The organism is Tsukamurella sp. II2bb (genome assembly GCF_057815145.1).
Window position 1 is genome coordinate 1 of the sequence record NZ_JBYPZI010000008.1, and the last position, 21,370, is coordinate 21,370.

Below are 21,370 nucleotides of genomic sequence, written 5' to 3' on the forward strand. Positions count from 1 at the left end.
GCCGAGGTGCTCAAGAACTACGGTTACTCCACGGCCGCCTGGGGCAAGTGGCACAACACGCCTGCCGAGGAGACCACCGCTGCCGGTCCGTTCGAGAACTGGCCCACCGGCTACGGTTTCGAGTACTTCTACGGCTTCCTCGCGGGCGAGGCCTCGCAGTACGAGCCCAACCTGGTGCGCAACACCACCACGGTGCTGCCCCCGAAGACGCCGGAGGAGGGCTACCACCTCAGCGAGGACATCGCCGACGACGCGATGGGCTGGCTGCGGAACCACAAGGCGAACAGCCCGGACAAGCCCTTCTTCATGTACTGGGCCACCGGCGCCATCCACGGGCCGCACCACATCATGAAGGAGTGGGCGGACAAGTACAAGGGCAAGTTCGACGACGGCTGGGACGTCTACCGCGAGCGCGCGTTCGAGGCCGCGAAGGCCGCCGGCTGGATCCCCGAGTCCGCGGAACTGACCCCGCGCCCGGAGAGCCTGGCCGCCTGGGACGACATCCCCGAGCACCAGCGGCCCTTCCAGCGCCGCCTGATGGAGGTGTGCGCCGGCTTCGGCGAGCACGCGGACGTGCAGGCCGGCCGCCTGATCGACGAGGTCGAGCGCCTCGGCTACCTCGACAACACCATCGTCGTCTACATCTGGGGCGACAACGGCTCGTCGGGCGAGGGCCAGAACGGCACCATCTCCGAGCTGCTGGCGCAGAACGCGATCCCCACCACGGTGGACCAGCACATCGCCGCGCTGGAGGAGCTGGGCGGTCTCGACGTCCTGGGCTCGTCGGCGACCGACAACCAGTACCACGCAGCCTGGGCGTGGGCCGGCTCGTCGCCGTACCAGGGTATGAAGCTGTTGGCCTCGCACCTGGGCGGCACCCGCAACCCGATGTTCATCCAGTGGCCCGCGAAGATCTCCCACGACCCGGTGCCGCGCACCCACTTCACGCACGTCAACGACGTGGTGCCGACCATCTACGAGATGGTCGGGATCACGCCGCCGGACTCCGTCAACGGGATCCAACAGGATCGGATCGACGGCACCAGCTTCGCCTACTCGATCGACGATGCCTCGGCGGAGGAGCGGCACAAGGTCCAGTACTTCGAGGTGATGGGCAGCCGGTCGATCTACGAGGACGGCTGGATGGCGTCGGCGCTCGGCCCGCGGCTGCCGTGGGTGCCGGGTGCGCCCCCCGGCCTCGCCACCTGGACCCCGGACGCCGACGTCTGGGAGCTGTACAACCTGAACGAGGACTGGAGCCAGGCCCACAACCTGGCGGATCAGTACCCGGAGAAGGTCGCGCAGCTCAAGGAGGTCTTCGCGATCGAGGCGGCGAAGAACGACGTGCTCCCGGTGGGCGGCGGGCTCTGGGTCGCGGCGTACCACCCGGAGCTGCGGCTCGGCCCGAAGTACACCGAGTGGAACCTGTCCGGCGACACCGTGCGCATCCCCGAGTTCTGCGCGCCCGCGCTGGGCAACAAGCCGAACGTGGTCCGCATGCAGCTCACGCTGCCCGAGAAGGCCAACGGCGTGCTCTACAAGCTCGGCGGCTCGGGCGGCGGCCTGACCGCCTACTTCGAGGACGGCGTGCTGCACTACGAGTACAACCTGTTCCTGGTGCAGCGCACGAAGATCGCCTCCCCGGAGCCGATCCCCGCCGGTGAGGTGACCCTCGAGGTCGAGACCGCCTACGTGGGCGAGCCGCGCCCCGGCGGCCCGCTGTCGGTCTCGCTGCGGATCGACGGCACCGAGGTGGCGTCCGGCGAGGTGCCGGTCACCGCCGCGCTGCTGTTCTCGGCGAACGACTGCCTCGACATCGGCCGGGCGTACGGCGGCGCGGTCTCGCGGGCGTACCACGACAAGATGCCGTTCGCGTTCAACGGCACCATCGGCGACGTGAACATCGCCTACAAGGTGCCGGCGCAGGCCTAGCGTCCGGCCGGGGGCCCGGGGTTGCGGTTCGTCCGCACCCCGGGCCCTCGCCGTCGACGGGGCCCGCTCGGGACGGGGCCCGCTCGGGGGAGCCGAGCGACGCCGCTCGGGCGCTCCGATCAGTGATACCTCTCGCACCACTGGTCACCGGCCCGCGCGGCAACCGGAGTCGGGGGCGGCACCGTCATACCCTGACGGACGTGAAGAAGCTCGCCCCCCGCGCCGCCACCGCCCTCGTCGCGGTGTTGCTGGCACTGGCCGGCACCGCCTGCGCGCCCACCGGCGCCGACGGCCCCGGTTCCACGGCGCAGAAGTTCGCCGCCGCCCTCGGCGGCCGCGACCTGAGCGGCGCCGCGCACCTCACCACCGCGCCCGGCCAGGCCGAGCCCGCGCTGGCGGGCGCGTTCACCGGACTCCAGGCGACCGGGGTGCAGGTCAAGATCGGTCAGGTGCGCACGACGGGGGACACCTCGGCCGTCGACTACGAGTACCGCTGGGAGCTGCCCAAGGACGCCACCGGCGCCGACCGCGAGTGGAGCTACACGGGAACGTTCTCGGTGCTCAAGAGCTCCGGCAGCTGGCGGATCCGCTGGGTCCCCACCGCGCTCAACCCCCGGTTGGGGTTGAACCAGCAGATGGTGCTGCGTTCCCTGCCGGCGCCGCGCGCACCGGTGAACTCGGCGTCGGGCGGCACCCTGCTCGCGGACGGCATCATCACCCGCATCCAGTTGGACGCGGCGAAGGTCACCGCGCCGACCACGGTGCTGCAGGTCGCCACCCAGGTGGCGCAGGCCCTCGCGCCCGTCGTGCCGAACCTGGACCCGGTGAAGATCACGGAGCAGGCGACCAGCATGACCGGCCCGTACGTCGTGGCCACGCTGAACAAGACCGACCTCGACCGGGTGTCGGGCTCCATCGGCGCGCTGCCCGGCGTCCGCCTGAGCGAGCAGTCCGACCTGATCCCCACCGATCCCACCTTCGCGCCGACCCTGCTGTCGGCGATCAAGAAGGAGGTCAGCGGCTCGCTGGACGGCCGCAACGGGTGGGAGGTGATCGCGCAGGCCGATACCGGTGCGCGGGTCACGACGCTGTGGTCCACCGCGCCCCGGACGGCGCCCGCGGTATCGGTGAGCATCTCGCCGAACGCGCAGGCCGCGGCGCAGGCCGCCGTGAACACGCGGCGCGACCGGCAGTCGATGATGGTCGTCATCCAGCCCTCCACCGGCAACGTGCTGGCGGTCGCACAGAATCCCGAGGCGGACAAGCTGGGCTCGCTGGCCACCTCCGGCCTGTACCCGCCGGGGTCGACCGGCAAGATCGTCACCGCGACCGCGGCGATCACCGCGGGTATCGCCGCGCCGGAGACGATCGTGCCCTGCCCCGGCACGCTGACCATCGGCCAGCGCGAGGTGCCGAACTACAACCGCTTCTCGCTGGGCGACGTCACCATGCAGCGCGCCTTCGCCCGCTCCTGCAACACCAGCTTCGCCTTCCTCGGCGCCAAGCTGAAGCCCGAGGCGCTGCCCACGGCTGCCGCGGAGCTCGGGATCGGCCCCGACTACACCATCGCGGGCCTGCCGGTCGCCTCCGGCCGGTACCCGCTGCCCAAGGCCATGGTCAACCAGGTCGAGGACAGCTTCGGCCAGGGCGAGGTCCTCGTCAGCCCGTTCGCCATGGCCCTCGCCGTCGCCTCCGTCGCGCACGGCGGTGCGGTCACGCCGCAACTGCTTCTCGGCAAGCCCACCACGGTGGACGGGGATCGTCCCCCGCTCGACCCGAAGGCCGTCGACGGGGTGCGCGCGATGATGCGCGAGGTGGTCACCTCCGGTACGGCCGAGCTGATCCGCGGCGCGGGTGATGTCCTCGGCAAGACCGGTGAGGCGGAGGTCGACGGTGGCTCGCACGCCTGGTTCGTCGGCTACCGCGGGGACCTCGCCTTCGCGACCCTCGTGGTCCTCGGCGGCAGCTCCGACAACGCCGTCGCCGTGACCAAGGAGTTCTTCGACCGCTTCGACGCGCCGGTCGCGGCGGCACCGAACTGACGCCCGCTGACGGACGGATCCGTCTGGCATCGGATCAAGAGTTCAAGATTGCACCCAACCTCGGTAAAGTGATGGTGTGGATTACGTCAACGCCGACGATGCCGATCTCGAGAGTGCGCCGATCGATCCGTCGTGGATCACGGACGGTGACCCGCTGGCCCGCTCCCGCAAGTGGCTGGTCAGCGGGGACGGCACGGCCGAGTACTACATCTGGGACTGCACCGGCGGAACCTTCCTGTGGACCTTCGACGCCGATGAGACGGTGACCATCGTCGAGGGCGAGGTGCGCGTCACCGCGCCGGATGCGGAACCGGTCTGGCTGCGCCGCGGAGACTCCGCGCACTTCCGCGCCGGGACCCGGGCCGAGTGGCACGTGCCCGAATACGTGCGCAAACACGCGACCCTGCGGAGCCCCCTGCCCGGGCCCGCGGCGCGGGGGATCAGGACCGTCCGCGCGATCAAGCGGGCAGCGAACCGATCTCGGCGCGAGGCGCTGCCCACCCGCCGATAGGCTGAGGCAATGACTCGCGCTGCGCTGACTCCCGGCACCGTCTCACCCCGTCTGGCCGTCCCGGCGAAGATCGTGCGGCCCGAATACGTCGACAAGGCGTCGGCGAAGGAGGGCAACGAGCCGTGGGTGCAGACACCGGAGACGATCGAGAAGATGCGGCTCGCCTCGCGGATCGCCGCCGACGCGCTGCAGGCGGCCGGCGCCGAGGTGCGGCCGGGCGTGACCACCGACCATCTCGACCGGGTGGCGCACGAGTACATGATCGACCACGGGGCGTACCCGTCCACGCTCGGCTACCGCGGCTTCCCCAAGAGCTGCTGCACGTCCCTCAATGAGGTGATCTGCCACGGCATCCCGGACTCGACGGTGATCGAGGACGGCGACATCGTCAACATCGACGTGACCGCTTACATCGACGGCGTGCACGGCGACACCAACGCCACCTTCCTCGCCGGCGACGTCTCCGAGGAGCACCGCCTGCTGGTGGAGCGCACGAAGACGGCCACGGAGCGCGCCATCAAGGCGGTCAAGCCCGGCCGTGAGCTCAACGTGGTCGGCCGCGTCATCGAGTCCTACGCGAACCGGTTCGGCTACACCGTGGTCCGCGATTTCACCGGCCACGGCATCGGCGAGACCTTCCACAACGGCCTCGTGGTGCTGCACTACGACGAGCCGAACGTCGAGACCGTGCTCGAGCCCGGCATGGTCTTCACGATCGAGCCGATGATCAATCTCGGCGGCCTCGACTACGAGATCTGGCCCGACGGCTGGACCGTGGCGACCACGGACAAGAAGTGGACCGCGCAGTTCGAGCACACCCTCGTCGTCACCGACGACGGTGCCGAGATCCTCACCCTGCCGAGCACCCCCGCCGAATAGGTGCGCGGCGCACTGCTGGTCGCCGGCGCCACCTCCGACGCCGGTAAGTCCACCGTCACGGCGGGACTGTGCCGCCTGCTGACTCGGCGGGGTATCAGGACCGCGCCGTTCAAGGCGCAGAACATGTCCAACAACTCCGTCGCCACCGTCGAAGCCGACGGCACCAGCGGGGAGATCGGGCGCGCCCAGGCGACTCAGGCGCTGGCGTGCGGCCTGGCACCGTCGACCCGGTTCAATCCCGTCCTGCTCAAGCCCGGCAGCGACCGCCGCAGCCAGCTGGTCCTGCACGGCAGGCCGGTGGGCGATGTGGGCGCGCGGGACTACGTCACTCGTCGGCAGTGGCTGCTCGACGAGGTCACCGCCACGCTGCGGGGCCTGCGCGAGGACTTCGACGTGGTGCTCTGCGAGGGCGCCGGCAGCCCCGCCGAGATCAACCTGCGCGCCACCGACATCGCCAACATGGGTCTCGCGCGCGCCGCGGACCTGCCGACCCTGATCGTCGGCGACATCGACCGCGGGGGTGTGCTCGCGCACCTCGCGGGCACCGTCGCGGTGATGCCGCCGGACGACCAGCGGCTGGTGTACGGCTTCCTGGTCAACCGATTCCGCGGCGACGTCTCCCTGCTCACGCCCGGTCTCGAGCAGCTCGAGGAGATCACGGGGCGGCCCACGCTCGGTGTGCTGCCGTACCTGACGGACCTCTGGCTCGACGCCGAGGACTCCCTCGCCGCCCTCGGCGACGACCTCGTCGGCCGCGGGTCGAGCGCCCCGGATCCGATCACCGTCGCCGCCATCGCCCTCCCGCGCGTCTCCAACACCACCGACGTCGAGGCCCTCGCCTGCGAACCGGGCCTGACGGTGCGCTGGACCGTCCGGCCCGCCGACGTCGCCGCCGCGGACCTCGTGGTGCTGCCCGGCACGAAGAGCACCGTCGGCGACCTCGCCTGGCTCCGCGACCGCGGTCTCGCCGACGCGCTCGTCCGGCGCGCGCGGGCCGGTGGTGCGATCGCCGGGATCTGCGGCGGGTACCAGATGCTTGGCCGCAGCATCGCCGACCCGGACGGTGTCGAGGCGGCGGCCGGGACGCGGGTGGACGGCCTGGGGATCCTCGACGTCGATATCGCGTTCGCGCGCACCAAGTGCGTCCGGAACGTCGCCGGAACCGGACTGGGCGTGGACGCGACGGGCTACGAGATCCACCACGGCACCGTCGTGCGCACCGCGGAGGAGCCGGCGCTGACCGGACCGGATGGGCCGGAGGGGGCCCTGCGGGGGCGGGTGCTCGGCACGCACTGGCACGGCCTGTTCGGGGCCGACGGCTTCCGCCGGGCGTACCTGCGGCGCCTGTTTCCCGGGCGGGAGCTCGGGCCCGGCGTGAGCTACGACGGTGCCCGGCTCGCCCAGCTCGACGCGGTCGCCGACGCGATCGAGGAGCACTGCGACGTGGACGCGATCCTGCGTCCTTTGCACTCACCGGCCGCGTATTCCGCGATCCTGCCGACCATTCGGATCATCAGTGACTACCGTTGACGACCATGCCGATCGATTCAGCTGACATGGTGCAGGTGCCTGTGGGCTCGTGGACCTTCGACGTCTCGGTCGGAGGGCCCGAACACGGCGTCCCGGTACTCCTGCTGCACGGGTTCCCGCAGACCGAGGAGTGCTTCGCCCTCGTCCGCGAGCGCCTGCACGAAGCCGGCCTGCGCACGATCGCGCCGCGGCAGCGCGGATACAGCGCCGGGGCCCGCCCCGTGGGCGCCGACCAGTACACGATGAAGCACCTCGCCGAGGACGCCGCGCGCATCCTCGACGGACTCGAGGTGCCGTACGCGCACGTCGTCGGGCACGGGCTCGGCGCCACGGTGGCATGGCACTTCGCCGCCGTGTATCCGCTGCGGGCCATGAGCCTGACCGCGGTCTCCTTCGGGCACCCGTCGGCCTTCGGTGCGGCGATGGCGACCGACCAGGACCAGCGCCAGCGGTCCCGCTACCTCGAACTGTTCCTGCAGGCGGGGGCGGCGGAGAAGGCGCTGCTCGCGAACGACGCGCGGACGCTGCTCGCCACCGCGCCCGGCGGCGGCATCGAGGCGATCGCGAACGAGCCCACGCTGACGGGGGCGCTGAACTGGTACCGGGCCAACCTGGTACCCGGCGGGGAGGGGCTGGACTGTCCCGTCATCGAGGTCCCCACCACGCTCGTCTGGGGCGCCCGGGACGCCATCGCCGGCGTCGCCCAGGCCAAGGGCACCGCGCACTACCTCCGCGCCGATTACCGGCTCAGCGAGGTGCCCGACGGGGACCACTGGCTCCCGCTGCGCGCCCCCGCGGCGCTGGCCTCCGAGATCGCGCTGCGCACACTCCGGAACTGACCGCGCTCCTGCGCGGCCGTTCCGGAGTGGTTCGGACTACTTGTCGCTGCCGCAGGTACAGCTGTCGCCGCACGAGCAGTTCTCGCACGTGCAGTTTGGGTTGGAGCAGCCGGGGGCGTAAGAATCATGCTGAATCATGCATGTGACTGTACCCCGCGGTCCCGTGATCACGCGTCCTTCGCGAGGCCCAGCAGCGCGTTCTCGACCAGCTCGGGCAGTGCCGGGTGGATCCAGTACTGCCCGCGCGCGAACTCCTGCGCGGGGATGGAGAAGGACATCGCGGTGATCGCGGACTGGATCAGCGCCGACGCCTGGTGCCCCACGATGTGCGCGCCCACGAGCAGCCCCGTCGACCGGTCCGCGACGAGCTTGCAGACGCCCTCCGCGTCCGCCATCGCCCAGCCGTAGGCGATGTCGGCGTAGCGCTGCTCCGCCACGGCCACGTCGATGCCGCGCGAGCGAGCCTCCGCCTCGGTCAGCCCGACGGAGGCGACCTGCGGCCGGGAGAAGACCGCGCCCGGCACGAAGCGATGATCCGAGGTCGCCGCCGGGGTGTCCCAGCCGGACAGCAGGTTCGCCGCGACGACCCGCGCCTCGTGGTTCGCCACGTGCCGCAGCGGGAACCGGGTGCTCACGTCGCCGAGGGCCCACACGCCCCGGACGGGTGTGCGCTGGTGCTCGTCGACGGGGACGCGCCCAGCATCGTCGAGCTCGATTCCGATGGCCGAAAGCGCGAGCGTGTCGCCGTTCGGGATCCGCCCGGTCGCGACGAGCAGGACGTCGCCCGCCACCGTCGAACCGTCCGTGAGGTCCACCTCGACACCGTCGCCGACGGCGCGCGTGGCCGTGACCTCGGTGCCCAGGCGCACGTCCCACCGTCGCGCGACCTCCGCGGTGAAGACCTCGGAGATCGTCTCGTCCTGCGCGCGGAGCAGGCGCTCGCCCCGCGCCACGACGGTGACCTCGGACCCGAGACCGGCGAAGACGTGCCCGAACTCGGCCGCGATGTACCCGCCGCCGACGATGATCACGCGCCCCGGCAGGGCGTCGAGCCGCATGATCGTGTCGTTGGTGTGGAAGGGGGCCGCGCCGTCGGCGGTGAAGACCGGCGGGATCGCGGGGCGCGAGCCGGCCGCGAGCACGATCTCGCGTCCGGCGACGACCGTCCCGTCGGCGAGTTCCAGGCGGTGCGCGCCGTCCCCCGCGTCCGGCAGGAACCGCGCCTGCTGCTGGAAGACGGTGATGTTCGGGCAGTCCTCGACCCGGTACCGCAGGCCGCCCGCGGCGTACCGGTCGATGCGGCCGAAGACCCGGTCGCGGATGTCGGCCCACCGGGTCCCGGTGATCTCCGCGTCCACGCCGACGGCGCCGCCGTCGCGGGCCTCGTCGGCGACGTCGGCGGGGTAGACGAACATCTTGGTCGGGATGCAGCCCACGTTCAGGCAGGTGCCGCCGAAGGCACCGTCGAACTGCCCCTTGTCGACGATCGCGATGCTGCGATCGTCGAACCGCTCGTCGGGGATGGTGTTGCCCGCGCCGGACCCGACGATGACGATGTCGAAGACGCGCTCGGCCATGTCAGGCCTCGATCTCGCGGGCCAGCCAGGCCCCCAGCTCGGCGTACGCGGTCTCGCGGGCGTCCTTCTCGGACAGGAAGACGTCGTGCTTGGCGTTCTCGATCGGGACCACCGAGAGCCGGCCGCCCAGCGCGCCGGACCACTTGGCGATCTGTCGGGTGTCGAGCACGACGTCCGCGCGGCCGGCCTCCTCGCTCCAGCCCTTGGGCGCGAAGCTCCGCGTCGAGCGGAGCACGAGCGACGGGACGCCGACGTCCAGTCCGCGGTGCAGCAGGCTGTGGGCGACGCGCACGGCCCGCAGCCAGCCGAACCGGACGGGGAAGCCCTCGATCGGCTTGATCGTCACGTCGAAGTCGAACTCGCCGTGCTCGTCGACGTGGATGGTCTGGCCGTAGACGCCGACCGCCTCGACGGGCACGATGCGGGTGCCCGCGGCCTTGCCGATGAGCTTGACGACGGGCGTCGCGATCTCCCGGAGCACCGCGGAGCCCTGCAGGTCGAACCACGGGCTGTCGAGGACCAGGCCCACGATCGGCGCCGTCCGGCCGGCCTTGCGCCGGCGGTCCAGCCACAGCGGGGTGATCAGGCCGCCCGTGGAGTGCGCCGCCACCACGACGCCCAGGCCTGGGTGCTCCTGTTCGATCGCCTGCACCGCCATATCCAGCTCGGTGTCGTAGACGGTGAAATCGGTGGCGTAGTGCGCCGACTGGCCCTCCCGCAGCGAGCGGCCGCACTTGCGCAGGTCCAGCGCGTAGAAGGCGTAGCCGCGCTCGGCGAAGAACTCCGCGAGGGCGGTCTGGAAGAAGTAGTCCGAGAAGCCGTGCACCCACAGCACCGCGTGGTGGGGCGCGTCGGCCGGCCCCGCTGTGTTCTTCGGGAGGTGCTTGACCAGGGTGGCCACGACATCGCCGCCCGGCTCGCCGTCCGGGTCGGGGCCCAGCTCGAAGGTGTGCGCGACGAAGTCGTCGCCGAGGACATCGGGGGAGTAGGTCAGCTCTATGGTCGCCACGGGTTCACTGTAATGAGGCCGTCGGCGGCTGCGCCCCGGCGATCCGGTTCGTCGCCCTCCGGGCCGCCCGGGCGTACGTCGAGGTGTGCCGCGCGACACCGGCAGGCCCCGGAGTAAGGTTCTGGCGCAGAAGGGGGCCGCCGGGCGCGGCCCCGCGCCCCACGTCGAGGAGTGAACTACCAGATGGCCCGTAACGTGATCAGCACGGACGTCGCGCTCGTCGGCGCGGGAATCATGAGCGCCACGCTCGGCACCCTGCTCCGCAAGCTGGAGCCCAGCTGGTCGATCAACGTCTTCGAGGCGCTCGACGCTGCGGCCGCCGAGTCCTCCGATCCGTGGAACAACGCGGGTACCGGGCACTCGGCGCTGTGTGAGTTGAACTACACCCCGCAGGCGGCCGACGGCTCGGTGGACATCACCAAGGCCATCACGATCAACGAGCAGTTCCAGGTCTCGCGCCAGTTCTGGGCGTACGCGGTGGACGCGGGCGTGCTCGATCAGCCCTCCGACTTCATCAACCCCATCCCGCACGCCAGCTTCGTGCACGGCGCCGACAACGTCGAGTACCTGCGCAAGCGCTACGACGCGCTGGCGCAGCAGACGCTGTTCGAGGGCATGGAGTTCTTCACCGACCCCGCCACCTTCACCGAGCGGCTGCCGATCATGGCCGCGGGCCGCAACTTCGGCGATCCGGTCGCCGTGAACTGGTACGAGGGCGGCACCGACGTCGACTTCGGCTCGCTGACCAAGAAGCTCATCAACTTCGTGGGTAAGGGCGGCGCCGTCCATTTCGGCACCAAGGTGACGAACCTCAAGCGCACCGCGAACGGCTGGCGCCTGACGGTCAAGAACCTGCGCACCCACGAGGTCTCCTACGTGGACGCGCGCTTCGTCTTCGTCGGCGCGGGCGGCGGCGCGCTGCCGCTGCTGCAGAAGTCGGGCATCAAGGAGGCCAAGGGCTTCGGCGGCTTCCCCGTCTCGGGCCAGTTCTTCCGCTGCTCCAACCCCGAACTCATCGACCACCACGCCGCCAAGGTCTACGGCAAGGCCGCCGTCGGCGCTCCGCCGATGTCGGTGCCGCACCTGGACACCCGCGTCATCGAGGGCAGCAAGGGCCTGCTCTTCGGCCCGTACGCCGGCTTCTCGCCGAAGTTCCTCAAGGCCGGCCAGTACACGGACCTGCCGCTGTCGGTGAAGCCGAACAACCTGCTCCCGATGCTCGCCGTCGGCGCCAAGGAGATGGGCCTGACGAAGTACCTCATCGGCGAGCTGCTGCAGTCGCCCGCCGACCGCGTCAAGACCCTGTCCGAGTTCGTGCCCCGTGCCGACGGCCACGATTGGGAGCTCATCACCGCGGGCCAGCGCGTCCAGGTGATCCGCAAGGGTCCCGGCGGCGGCAACCTCGAGTTCGGCACCGCGGTCATCGCGGCCGACGACGAGTCGATCGCCGGCCTGCTCGGCGCCTCGCCCGGCGCGTCCACGGCCGTGCCCGCCATGCTCGACGTGCTCGGCAAGTGCTTCCCCAAGCACATGCAGGCGTGGAAGCCGCTGCTGCAGGAGATGATCCCCTCCTACGGCACCACCCTCAACGACAACAAGCAGCTCTTCGACCAGGTCTGGGACTGGACCAACCGCACGCTGCGGCTGTCCCCGGGCGTCGAGGCCGACACCCAGGCCTAGCGCCGTGCGCCGCGCCACCGGTGACGAGCTCGACGCGAGAACGCTCTACGCGCTGCTGAAGCTGCGCGCCGAGGTCTTCATCGCCGAGCAGCAGAGCCCCTGGCTCGACGTCGACGGCCGCGACCTCGACCGCACGACGGTCCACCTCTGGCTGCCCGACGGTGACCGTGCCGCCGCCACCGTGCGAGTCACCGCCGAGGGCGACGGGCTGGCCCGGATCGGCCGGGTGTGCGCGGCACCGTCGCACCGCGGACGGGGCCTGATCGGCGTGCTGATGACGGCGGCGCTCGCCGAACTCGGCGGCCGCGCCTGCCTGCTCGAGGCGCAGTCGCACCTGGAGGACATGTACGCGAAATACGGATTCGTCCGCGACGGGGACGAGTTCATCGAGGACGGCATCCCGCACGTCCCCATGAGGAGGCCCGCCGGTGTCTGACCGCTACCCGTTCAGCGCCGTCGTCGGGCACGACGAGCTGCGGCTCGCCCTGACCCTGTGCGCCATCGCGCCGGCGGTCGGCGGCGTCCTGGTGCGCGGTGAGAAGGGCACGGCGAAGTCGACCGCCGCGCGGGCGCTGGCCCCGCTGCTGCCACCCCGCGCCGACGGTGCGGCCGCGCGCCTGGTCGAACTGCCCATCGGTGCCACCGAGGACCGGGTCGTCGGCTCGCTCGACCTGCACCGGGCGCTCGGCGAGGGCGCCGTGGACTTCACGCCCGGCCTGCTGGCCGACGCCGACGGGGGCATCCTCTACGTCGACGAGGTCAACCTGCTCTCCGACCACCTCGTCGACGTGCTGCTCGACGCCGCGGCGATGGGCCGGGTCACGGTCGAACGCGACGGGATCTCGCGTGCGTACCCGGCGCGGTTCGTGCTGGTCGGCACCATGAACCCGGAGGAGGGGGAGCTGCGGCCGCAGCTGCTCGACCGGTTCGGGCTCGCCGTCGACGTGCGGGCCAGCCGCGATGTGGACGACCGCGTCGAGGTGATGCGCCGCCGGCTCGCCTTCGAGGCCGACCCCGCCGGCTTCGCCGCCGAGTACGCCGGCGCCGACGCCGAGCAGGCCCGGCGCATCGCCGCGGCGCGCGACCGGCTGCCCGCCGTGGCGCTGCCCGACGCGGAGCTGCGCCGCATCGCCGCCGTCTGCGCGGCCTTCGACGTCGACGGCATGCGCGCCGACCTGGTGATCGCCCGCGCCGCCCGCGCGCACGCCGCCTGGCGCGGCGCCGCCGAGGTGACCGAGGACGACGTCCGCGTCGCCGCGGCGCTGGCGCTGCCGCACCGCAAGCGCCGCGATCCCTTCGACGAGCCGGGGCTCGACGAATCCGAGCTCGAGCGCGCACTGGACGAGGCCCGCCAGGACGGCGAGCCCGAGCCTGAGCCGGACCCTGACCCGGACGGTCCCGGCGGCGGCGAGGCCGCCGACCCGCCACCGTCTCCGCAGGACGATTCCGGCGCTCCCGAACCCGAGCCGCAGGGCGCGCCGCTGCCGACCGCGCGGCACCGCACTGTCGGCAGGCTCAGCGTTCCCGGCACCGGGACCGGGGGAGCGACGGGGCGGCGGTCCAAGACCCGCTCCGACCGCGGCAGCGTGGTCCGCGCCGCGCCGGCGGGAACGGGCGCGGGCCTGCACCTGGCCGCCACCCTGCGCGCCGCGGCGCCGGCCCAGGCCGGACGCGGCCGGGTCGACGGTCCGTTGCGCCTGGCACCGTCGGACCTGCGGGCCCCGATCCGCGAGGCCACCGAGGGCAACCTCGTGGTCTTCGTCGTCGACCTGTCCGGTTCGATGGCCGCACGGGAGCGGATCGCCCTGGTCGGCGAGGCGGCGGTCTCGCTGCTGCGCGACGCCTATCAGCGCCGCGACAAGGTCGCGGTGATCGGCTTCCGCGGTGCCGAGGCCACGCTGCTCGTCCCGCCGACGAGGTCCGTCGACGTGGCGGTCGCGCGGCTCGCGCGGGCCCGGACCGGCGGCCGGACCCCGCTGGCCGAGGGCCTGATCGAGGCGCGGAAGCTGCTGCGCCGGGAGGAGCTGCGGCCCGACGCCCGCCGGCCGCTGGTCGTGGTGCTCACCGACGGCCGGGCCACCGCGGGCCGCGACCCGCTGCCCCGCGCCCTCGCCGCGGCGGCCGGCCTGCACGCCGACGGCCGCGCGTGCGTGGTGGTCGACTGCGAGACCTCGATGGTCCGGCTGGGGCTCGCGGCGAAGGTCGCCGCCGCCCTCGGGGCGCCGATGATCCCGCTCGGCGGCTTGACGGCGGCCGACCTGGCCCGGGTGGCCTGAGAATCTCGACCCCGAGGAGGACGTGATGCCGCAAGGCAAGGTGCAGACGGTGCCGCAGGACGGGCTCACCACCCGGCAGCGCCGCAATCAGCCCGTGCTGGCCGTGCACACCGGCGCGGGCAAGGGGAAGTCGACGGCCGCCTTCGGCATGGCCATGCGGGCCTGGAACCAGGGCTTTCCCATCGGCGTCTTCCAGTTCGTCAAGAGCGCGAAGTGGAAGGTCGGCGAGGAGGCGACGATGCTCGCGCTGAACGAGCTGCACGAGCGCACCGGCGCGGGCGGGCCCGTCGAGTGGCACAAGATGGGGCAGGGCTGGTCCTGGCTGCGCAGGTCCGAGGACGCCGAGCAGGATCACGCCGAGGCCGCCCGCGACGGCTGGCGGGAGATCGCGCGACGGCTCAGCGTCGAGCAGCACCGGTTCTACGTGCTCGACGAGTTCACCTACCCGCTCAAGTGGGGCTGGATCGACGTCGATGAGGTGGTCGAGGTGCTCCGCGCGCGCCCCGGCAACCAGCACGTCGTGATCACCGGCCGCGACGCCCCGCAGGCCCTCATCGACGCCGCGGACCTGGTCACCGAGATGACCAAGATCAAGCACCCGATGGATGCCGGTCGGAAGGGGCAGAGGGGGATCGAGTGGTGAGGCACGGCTGCGGGGGTCCCGGGAGGCGCGGTGGTCGTGGGGAGTGGGGCGTGGAGTGGTGAGGGCGTGGTAGCGCCCGCCGTCGTCGTCGCGGCACCGTCGTCGGGGAGTGGGAAGACGACGATCGCGACGGGGCTGATGGGCGCGCTCGCGCGGACCGGGACGGTGGCGCCGTTCAAGGTGGGCCCCGACTACATCGACCCCGGCTACCACGCCCTCGCGACCGGCCGGCCCGGCCGCAATCTCGACGCGGTGCTCTGCGGCGAGCAGCGGATCGCCCCGCTGTACCGGTACGGCGCGCGGGACGCGGACATCGGGGTCATCGAGGGCGTGATGGGCCTGTTCGACGGGCGCATTCTCGACGGTCCCGCCGGCGTCGCGACCGAGGGCATCGGCTCCACCGCCGACGTCGCCGGCATCCTCGGCGCCCCGGTGCTGCTGGTGATTGACGTGCGCGGGCACTCGCAGTCGCTGGCCGCGCTGCTGGCCGGGTTCGCGACGTACCGGCCGGGGATCGCCATCGCGGGCGTCATCCTCAACCGGGTGTCCAGCGCGCGTCACGAGAGGGTGCTGCGGGATGCGTGCGCCCACGCCGGCCTGGAGGCGGTGGGCGCGGTCCCCGGCGATGCGGCGCTCGAGGTGCCCGCTCGGCACCTCGGCCTGATCCCCGCCGCCGAGCGCGGCGACGACGCCGTGGCCGCCGTGGCCGCGATGACGGAGCTGGTGGCCCGGCACGTGGACGTCGAGCGGGTGCGTGCCCTCGCGCGCCCCGTGGCGGGCGGTGCGGTCTGGTCACCGTCGGAGGAGGTGGACCGGGTGGCGGGCGCGCCGACGGTGGCCCTGGCCGGCGGCCCGGCGTTCAGCTTCGGCTACGCGGAGCACGAGGAACTGCTGGCCGCCGCGGGCGCGACGGTGCGCAGGTTCGATCCGCTCACCGACCCCCTGCCCGACGGCGCCTCGGCCGCGGTGCTCCCCGGTGGATTCCCGGAGGTCTACGCCGAGAAGCTGTCCGGGAACGTCGAGTTGCGGCGGCAGGTGCGCGAACTCGTCGACGGCGGGGGCGTGGTGCAGGCGGAGTGCGCCGGGCTGCTCTACCTCGCCGAGTCGCTCGACGGGGCGCCGATGTGCGGGGTGGTGCCCGGTGCCGCCGAGTTCACGCCGCGCCTGACGCTCGGCTACCGCGACGCCGTGGCGCTCGAGTCGAGTGCCCTCTTCGAGGCGGGCGAGCGGGTGACCGGCCACGAGTTCCACCGCACCCGGCTGGCGCCGACGGGCCGCCCCGCGTGGGGCTGGCGCGATCCCGACGGCGCGCCCGTCACCGACGGCTACGTCGCCGACGGCGTGCACGCGTCGTACCTGCACACCCATCCCGTCGGCGTGCCCGGGGCGGTGCACCGGCTGGTCAGCCGCGCGGCACGGTGACGGTCTCGCCCGGCGGCAGCACGACGCGCCGCCCGGCGACGGTGATCGTCTCCGGCTCCGCGTCGTCGGGGGACGCGCCGTCGAGCCGGAAGACGCAGTCGGCGTGCCCGAGGTCCGCGGCCACGGCGCGGCCGCGCCACTGGATCGTGAACCGCAGCCGCTCCCAGCCCCGCGGCAGGTCGGGAGTGAAGTGCAGGCCGTCGGCGCTCGCCAGGAAGCCGCCGAAGCCGACGACCGCGATCTGCCAGGTGCCGCCGGCCGACGCGATGTGCATCCCGTCCTCGGTGTTGCCCTGGTTGTCGTCGAGGTCGACGAACGCGGACCGCCCGAAGTAGCGTTCCGCCATCGTCGGATCGCCCACCTGCAGGCCGACGATCGCGTGGATCGAGGGGCTCAGCGAGGACTTGTGGAGCGTGCGCTTCTCGTAGTACTCGAAGTTCTCCCGGCGGGTGGCGAGCGAGTAGTCGTCGGGCAGCTGGAACATCAGCTGCACCACGTCGGGCTGCTTGAGCAGCGTGGTGTCCTCGCAGTTGAAGTGGTTGTAGCCGGCGGGGTAGCGGGGCATGTCGTTGGCGTCCCACTCCGTGACCGGTACCTCCGTGCGCTCGAAGTAGCCGTCGAACTGCTCGATCAGGCCGCAGTCCGGGTCGTTGGGGGAGACGATGCGGCGCGCTGCGTCCGCCCATGCGTCGCGGTCCGCGCGGCCGATTCCGAGCGCCCTCTCGAGTTCGGCGAGGCGCTCGGGATGCTCGGCGGCCAGTTCGTCGTACACCGCGACGGCGTACTCCCAGTGCCACCGGACCATCCGGTTGGTGAAGGCGTTGTTGTCGACGTGCGAGTGGAACTCGTCGGGCCCCATCACCTGCTTGAGTACCAGCCGGTCGCCCTCGTCCTCGCAGCGGTCCAGCCAGAACCGGGCGGTGTCGAAGAGGATCTCGGCGCCCTCCGAGAAGAGTTGCTCGGTGTCACCCGTGACCTCGCGGTAGCGGCCGATCGCGTAGGCGACGTCGGCGGTGACGTGCAGCTCCTCGTCGCGGGTGTAGAAGCGGTTCTGCCCGTCCGGCGTGGCGATCGGGCACTCCTCGAGCCCGGTGTCGGCGGACTCCCAGGGGTACCGGGCGCCGATGTTGCCGCCGTCCTTCGCGACCTGCCGCGCGCCGCCCAGCGTGTGGTACCGGTAGCCGAGCAGCGCGCGGGCCGTTTTCGGCTGGGTGAACAGGAAGAAGGGCAGCATCATGATCTCGGTGTCCCAGAAGACGTGCCCGCGGTAACCCTCGCCCGAGAGGGATTTCGCGCCGATGTTCACCGTGGGGTCGTCGGGGTTCGCCGCGATCAGCAGGTGGTACACCGAGAAGCGCAGGGCGAGGGCGGCCCGGTCGTCGCCGAGTACCCGGCAATCGGAGCGTTCCCACAGCTCGGCCCACGCGGCGGCCGAATCGCCTTCCGCGGTGTCGAATCCGGCGCGGACGGCGGTCGCGAGGGCGCGCTCGCGCGGCTCGCCCGCCGCCCGGTAGTCGCGGGAGGTGGCGATGCCGACGGTCTTGTCGATGCCCACCGCGGTCCCGGCGTCGGCGGTGAAGGTGAACTCCTCGGTGACCCGTTCCGCACTCGCGCGCCGCCGGCGTTCGGGCTCCCCGGTCGGCGCGACGGACATCGCGTAGGCGATCTCGACGTTCGAGTCGATCGTCCCGGTGACCAGCCACGCGGCGTCGCCGGTGAAGCCGCGGTCGCGGGCCCGCAGGTGCGTCGAGCGGGACCACTTCTCCCACTTGCGGTCGTACCCGAACGTGGTGCCGTCGGCGTACACCGGCAGCATCTCCATGTTCCGGCGGTGCGCATCGATCCCCGTGCCGATGGTGACCGTCGCGGGACCGTCGAGCGGGGTCACGGTGAGGCGCAGGTGGCACGCGTCGCGGTCGGCCATCGACGCGAACCGGCGCTCGGTGAGCCGGACGCGCGCGCCGGTGTCGAGGGCGAAGACGGTGACCCGGTCGAGCGCGCCGGTCCGCAGGTCCAGGGTGCGACGGTGCTCGACGACGGTCGCGGAGTCGGGGTCCAGGCGGCGTCCGTCGACGAAGACCTCCGTGTCGAGCCAGTCCGGCGCGTTGACCAGGTCGATCACCTGGGAGTCGTGGGCGTCGTAGACGCCGGCGAGGTAGGTGCCCGAGACCGCGCCGATATGCCCCTCGGCGAGGCTGCCGCGGGTGCCGAGGCGGCCGTTGCCGACGGTGAAGACGGTCTCGAAGTAGTTGGCGCGGGCGGGGTCCCACTCCGTCTCGGTGATGCTCCACGGTCCGGGGGAGGCCGTGCCGACGGGGGTGAGGACGGGGGCGACGGTGTTGGTCATCGTGGTCACTCGCTTCCGGCGGTGGCGTACACGGCGGCGATCTGGGCCTTGGTCTCGGCCAGCGGGAGGTAGACATCGATCCTCCGCCCGGCGCACCGCTGCGCGCCCATGGCGTTGCCGTAGCGCGCGGCCTCCACGTAGTCGCCGCCGCTCTCGAGGTAGCCGAAACCCATTCCGGCGGCGAAGGAGTCGCCGCAGCCGGTGGTGTCGACCACGTCGGCGACGGGGATCCGGGGCACCGTCTCCGAGCGCAGCGAGTCCGTCTCGTCGAGCCAGTAGACGCGGCAGCCCTCCTCGTCGAGGGTCACGCACACCGCCTTGACGCCCCGGCGCAGGCAGTGCTCGGCGAACACCGGCAGCTCCTCCATCGACAGCTCGCGGCCCAGCAGATCCGGGTCGGCCCCCGGTGGCGGGAACCAACTGCAGCCCGCCTCTTCGAGATTCATCTTGAGGATGTCGATGTTGGGCAGCCACGCGTCGCGGTCGATCCACATCCGGGGCACGCGGTGTCCGGCGGCCGTGAGGGAGACGGTGGGGCCGTGGCCGTCGAGCAGGATCACGCCGTCGCTGTGCTCGCGGATGTACGCCAGGGTCGGCTGCGCCACTTCGTAATCGGTCACCGGCACGCACACGAAGGCGTCCGAGTCGAGGGCGAATTCCACGTCCTTCGGCGAGATCGGGTGCATGAACCCGACCTGCCGCTCGTCGCGGCGGTTCTGGTCGCGGAAGGTCAGCTCGATCACGTCGCCGCGGTCGGAATCGTCGCGCAGGCCGGTGTAGTCGATGTTGTCGAAGCGCGACAGGATCTCCCTGATGGGAGCCATGTCCTGCTTGCGCACGTGCACGATCGGCCGCACCACGTCGTCGGGGCCGAGGAGCGAGGCGAGGGCCGCGACGGTGTAGAGGACGCAGCCGTACTTGTCGATGACCTCGCCGCGGTGGGTGACCACGTGGTCGCGGGGGATGGGGCCGAGCACCGCGACCTTGCGCGGGCGACGGGGCTCGCCGGCTCCGGCGGAGGTGTTGTCGGGCAGGGGGTGGCCGGGAAGGGACATGGGAACTCCGGAAGGGTGGGAGGTGATGGAGGGCGACGGTGCGCCGGGCCTTCAGTCCGGCGCACCGTCGCCGGGTCAGGCCTGGGCCTTGGGGTGGACGATGCCGTTGGCGGCGTCCATGTCCTCGAGGGACATCCCCTTCGTCTCCTTGACGAACCTGAGGACGAAGATCCCGGACAGGACCGCGAAGGTCGCGTACATCGCGTAGGCGAAGGTCAGCGAGAGGTCGGCGAGTTCGGGGAAGGAGACGGTGATGATCCAGTTCGCGGTCCATTGGCCGGCCGCGGCCAGGGACAGCGCCGCGCCGCGGATACGGTTCGGGAACATCTCGCCGAGGAGCACCCAGACCACCGGGCCCCAGCTCATTCCGAAGAACACGACGAACAGGTTCGCGGCGACGAGGGCGATCGGCCCCCAGGCACCGTCGAGGTGCGGAACCATCTCCCCGTGCGCGTTCGGGGCCAGGGTGGCGGTGCTGAAGCACAGGGCCATCGTGGCCAGGGTGACGGCCATGCCCGCGGAGCCGACCAGCAGGAGCGGCTTACGGCCGACCTTGTCGACCAGCAGGATCGCGACGATCGTGGTCGCGATGTTCACCACGGACGTGAAGACGCTGATCTGGAACGACTGCGACTCCTCGAAGCCCACCGCCTGCCACAGCATGTTGGAGTAGTAGAAGATGACGTTGATGCCCACGAACTGCTGGAACGCGGAGAGCAGCAGGCCGGCCCAGACGATGGGGTAGATGCGGCCGGCCGGGCTCTTGAGGTCCTTCCAGGACGGCTTGCTGTCGCCCTCCAGGCTCTCCTGGATGCGGGTTATCGTGATCTCCAGGTTCTTCTCCCCGAAGAGCAGGGTGAGGACCTTCCGCGCTTCGGAGATCCGCTGGGACGCGACGAGGTAGCGGGGCGACTCGGGGATCGTCATGGCGAGCACGCCGTAGACGACCGCGGGCACCGCCATGGAGAGGAACATCCAGCGCCAGGCGTCCATGCCGAGCCAGAGCTCCTTGTTCGCGCCGCCCGCGAGGTCCGCGAGGACGTAGTCGATGAGCAACGAGAGGAAGATGCCGAGCACGATGGCGAGCTGCTGGAGCGATCCCAGGCGGCCGCGGATGCGGGCCGGTGACGTCTCCGCGATGTAGGCGGGGGCGATCACGGACGCGATGCCCACGCCGAGGCCGCCTATGATACGGCCGATCACCAGCGTGACGATCTCGGGCGCGAGGCCCGTGACCAGCGCGCTGACGAAGAACAGGACCGCGGCGATCTGCATGACGCGGAGCCGGCCGATCCGGTCGGCGATGCGGCCCGCCGTCATGGCGCCCGCCGCCGCGCCGAGGAGGGCCGAGGCGACCGCGAACCCGAGGACGGCGCCCTTGACCTCGAAGTCCTCTTCGATGGCCTTGACCGCGCCGTTGATGACGGCACTGTCGTAGCCGAACAGCAGGCCGCCCATCGCGGCGACCGCCGCGATCAAGATGATGCGCTTACTGGATGACTGCTCGTCATCGCCGAACACCGACGGGGCGTTCGAGACTCCGCCACTTTCCATGTCGACCCTTCCTGGATGGTTCAGACCGGGCGACGGGAGGATGCCCGGGGTTGTGAGCTGCCTCACATTGAACC

The 21,370-nt window shown here is 71.8% G+C and carries 16 protein-coding genes; 11 read left to right on the forward strand and 5 right to left on the reverse strand.

Going from position 1 to position 21,370, the window contains the following annotated elements; translation table 11 throughout:
* The 6 genes from AC21LY_RS17345 to AC21LY_RS17370 all read left to right on the forward strand — a co-directional run.
* Nucleotides 1-1,932 (forward strand): sulfatase-like hydrolase/transferase (locus AC21LY_RS17345; protein ID WP_489047797.1); only part of this gene is annotated, 1,932 nt, incomplete at its 5' end.
* A 200-nt stretch (nt 1,933-2,132) separates the two neighbouring features.
* Nucleotides 2,133-3,974, forward strand: a complete 1,842-nt coding sequence (locus AC21LY_RS17350; RefSeq protein WP_489047808.1) for a penicillin-binding transpeptidase domain-containing protein — start codon at nt 2,133-2,135, stop codon at nt 3,972-3,974.
* A gap of 76 nt (nt 3,975-4,050) precedes the next feature.
* On the forward strand, nt 4,051-4,485 hold the full coding sequence (locus tag AC21LY_RS17355; RefSeq protein ID WP_489047809.1) for a cupin domain-containing protein: 435 nt from the start codon (nt 4,051-4,053) through the stop codon (nt 4,483-4,485).
* A 9-nt stretch (nt 4,486-4,494) separates the two neighbouring features.
* A complete protein-coding gene (gene map / locus AC21LY_RS17360; protein WP_489047810.1) occupies nt 4,495-5,364 on the forward strand; it encodes a type I methionyl aminopeptidase in 870 nt (289 codons plus the stop codon).
* Entirely contained in the window at nt 5,365-6,894 is a 1,530-nt protein-coding gene (locus AC21LY_RS17365) for a cobyric acid synthase (protein ID WP_489047811.1), read from the forward strand. It abuts the gene before it with no gap.
* Nucleotides 6,895-6,899: 5 nt separating this feature from the next.
* Complete coding sequence (locus AC21LY_RS17370; RefSeq protein ID WP_489047812.1) at nt 6,900-7,733, forward strand: alpha/beta fold hydrolase; 834 nt, start codon at nt 6,900-6,902, stop codon at nt 7,731-7,733.
* Nucleotides 7,734-7,900: 167 nt separating this feature from the next.
* Here AC21LY_RS17370 and AC21LY_RS17375 read toward each other — a convergent pair whose 3' ends face one another.
* Nucleotides 7,901-9,310 (reverse strand): mycothione reductase, encoded by a 1,410-nt coding sequence (locus AC21LY_RS17375; RefSeq protein ID WP_489047813.1) that lies wholly within the window; start codon nt 9,308-9,310, stop codon nt 7,901-7,903.
* A gap of 1 nt (nt 9,311) precedes the next feature.
* On the reverse strand, nt 9,312-10,319 hold the full coding sequence (locus AC21LY_RS17380; protein ID WP_489047814.1) for an alpha/beta hydrolase: 1,008 nt from the start codon (nt 10,317-10,319) through the stop codon (nt 9,312-9,314).
* A gap of 183 nt (nt 10,320-10,502) precedes the next feature.
* Here AC21LY_RS17380 and mqo point away from each other — a divergent pair, with 183 nt between their 5' ends.
* The 5 genes from mqo (at nt 10,503) to AC21LY_RS17405 (ending at nt 16,340) form a co-directional block, all read left to right on the forward strand.
* A complete protein-coding gene (gene mqo / locus AC21LY_RS17385) occupies nt 10,503-11,999 on the forward strand; it encodes a malate dehydrogenase (quinone) (RefSeq protein ID WP_489047815.1) in 1,497 nt (498 codons plus the stop codon).
* A 4-nt stretch (nt 12,000-12,003) separates the two neighbouring features.
* Nucleotides 12,004-12,435, forward strand: a complete 432-nt coding sequence (locus tag AC21LY_RS17390; protein WP_489047816.1) for a GNAT family N-acetyltransferase — start codon at nt 12,004-12,006, stop codon at nt 12,433-12,435.
* On the forward strand, nt 12,428-14,275 hold the full coding sequence (locus AC21LY_RS17395) for a VWA domain-containing protein (protein ID WP_489047817.1): 1,848 nt from the start codon (nt 12,428-12,430) through the stop codon (nt 14,273-14,275). Before AC21LY_RS17390 ends, AC21LY_RS17395 begins: the two co-directional genes overlap by 8 nt.
* Nucleotides 14,276-14,300: 25 nt before the next feature.
* Nucleotides 14,301-14,918 carry a cob(I)yrinic acid a,c-diamide adenosyltransferase gene (gene cobO, locus AC21LY_RS17400; RefSeq protein ID WP_489047818.1) on the forward strand — a complete coding sequence of 206 codons (618 nt, stop codon included), beginning with the start codon at nt 14,301-14,303 and terminating at the stop codon, nt 14,916-14,918.
* Between the two features lie 66 nt (nt 14,919-14,984).
* A complete protein-coding gene (locus tag AC21LY_RS17405) occupies nt 14,985-16,340 on the forward strand; it encodes a cobyrinic acid a,c-diamide synthase CobB (protein WP_489047819.1) in 1,356 nt (451 codons plus the stop codon).
* Here the strand turns inward: AC21LY_RS17405 and AC21LY_RS17410 are convergent.
* The 3 genes from AC21LY_RS17410 to AC21LY_RS17420 all read right to left on the reverse strand — a co-directional run bounded on the left by AC21LY_RS17410 (nt 16,321) and on the right by AC21LY_RS17420 (nt 21,296).
* On the reverse strand, nt 16,321-18,687 hold the full coding sequence (locus AC21LY_RS17410) for a glycoside hydrolase family 65 protein (protein ID WP_489047820.1): 2,367 nt from the start codon (nt 18,685-18,687) through the stop codon (nt 16,321-16,323). The two genes, AC21LY_RS17405 and AC21LY_RS17410, sit on opposite strands and share 20 nt — an antisense overlap.
* 5 nt (nt 18,688-18,692) lie before the next feature.
* Nucleotides 18,693-19,742: a carbohydrate kinase family protein gene (locus AC21LY_RS17415; protein WP_489047821.1), complete on the reverse strand. Its 1,050-nt coding sequence runs from the start codon at nt 19,740-19,742 to the stop codon at nt 18,693-18,695.
* Nucleotides 19,743-19,817: 75 nt separating this feature from the next.
* Nucleotides 19,818-21,296, reverse strand: coding sequence for a sugar porter family MFS transporter (locus tag AC21LY_RS17420; RefSeq protein ID WP_489047822.1), 1,479 nt, complete (start codon nt 21,294-21,296; stop codon nt 19,818-19,820).
* Nucleotides 21,297-21,370: the final 74 nt, after the last annotated feature.

Coding starts and splice junctions, on each gene's coding strand:
- map (WP_489047810.1), top strand. CDS start 4,495: ATGACTCGCGCTGCGCTGACTCCCGGCACCGTCTCACCCCGTCTGGCC.
- AC21LY_RS17370 (WP_489047812.1), top strand. CDS start 6,900: ATGCCGATCGATTCAGCTGACATGGTGCAGGTGCCTGTGGGCTCGTGG.
- AC21LY_RS17375 (WP_489047813.1), bottom strand. CDS start 9,310: ATGGCCGAGCGCGTCTTCGACATCGTCATCGTCGGGTCCGGCGCGGGC.
- mqo (WP_489047815.1), top strand. CDS start 10,503: ATGGCCCGTAACGTGATCAGCACGGACGTCGCGCTCGTCGGCGCGGGA.
- cobO (WP_489047818.1), top strand. CDS start 14,301: ATGCCGCAAGGCAAGGTGCAGACGGTGCCGCAGGACGGGCTCACCACC.
- AC21LY_RS17410 (WP_489047820.1), bottom strand. CDS start 18,687: ATGACCAACACCGTCGCCCCCGTCCTCACCCCCGTCGGCACGGCCTCC.
- AC21LY_RS17415 (WP_489047821.1), bottom strand. CDS start 19,742: ATGTCCCTTCCCGGCCACCCCCTGCCCGACAACACCTCCGCCGGAGCC.
- AC21LY_RS17420 (WP_489047822.1), bottom strand. CDS start 21,296: ATGGAAAGTGGCGGAGTCTCGAACGCCCCGTCGGTGTTCGGCGATGAC.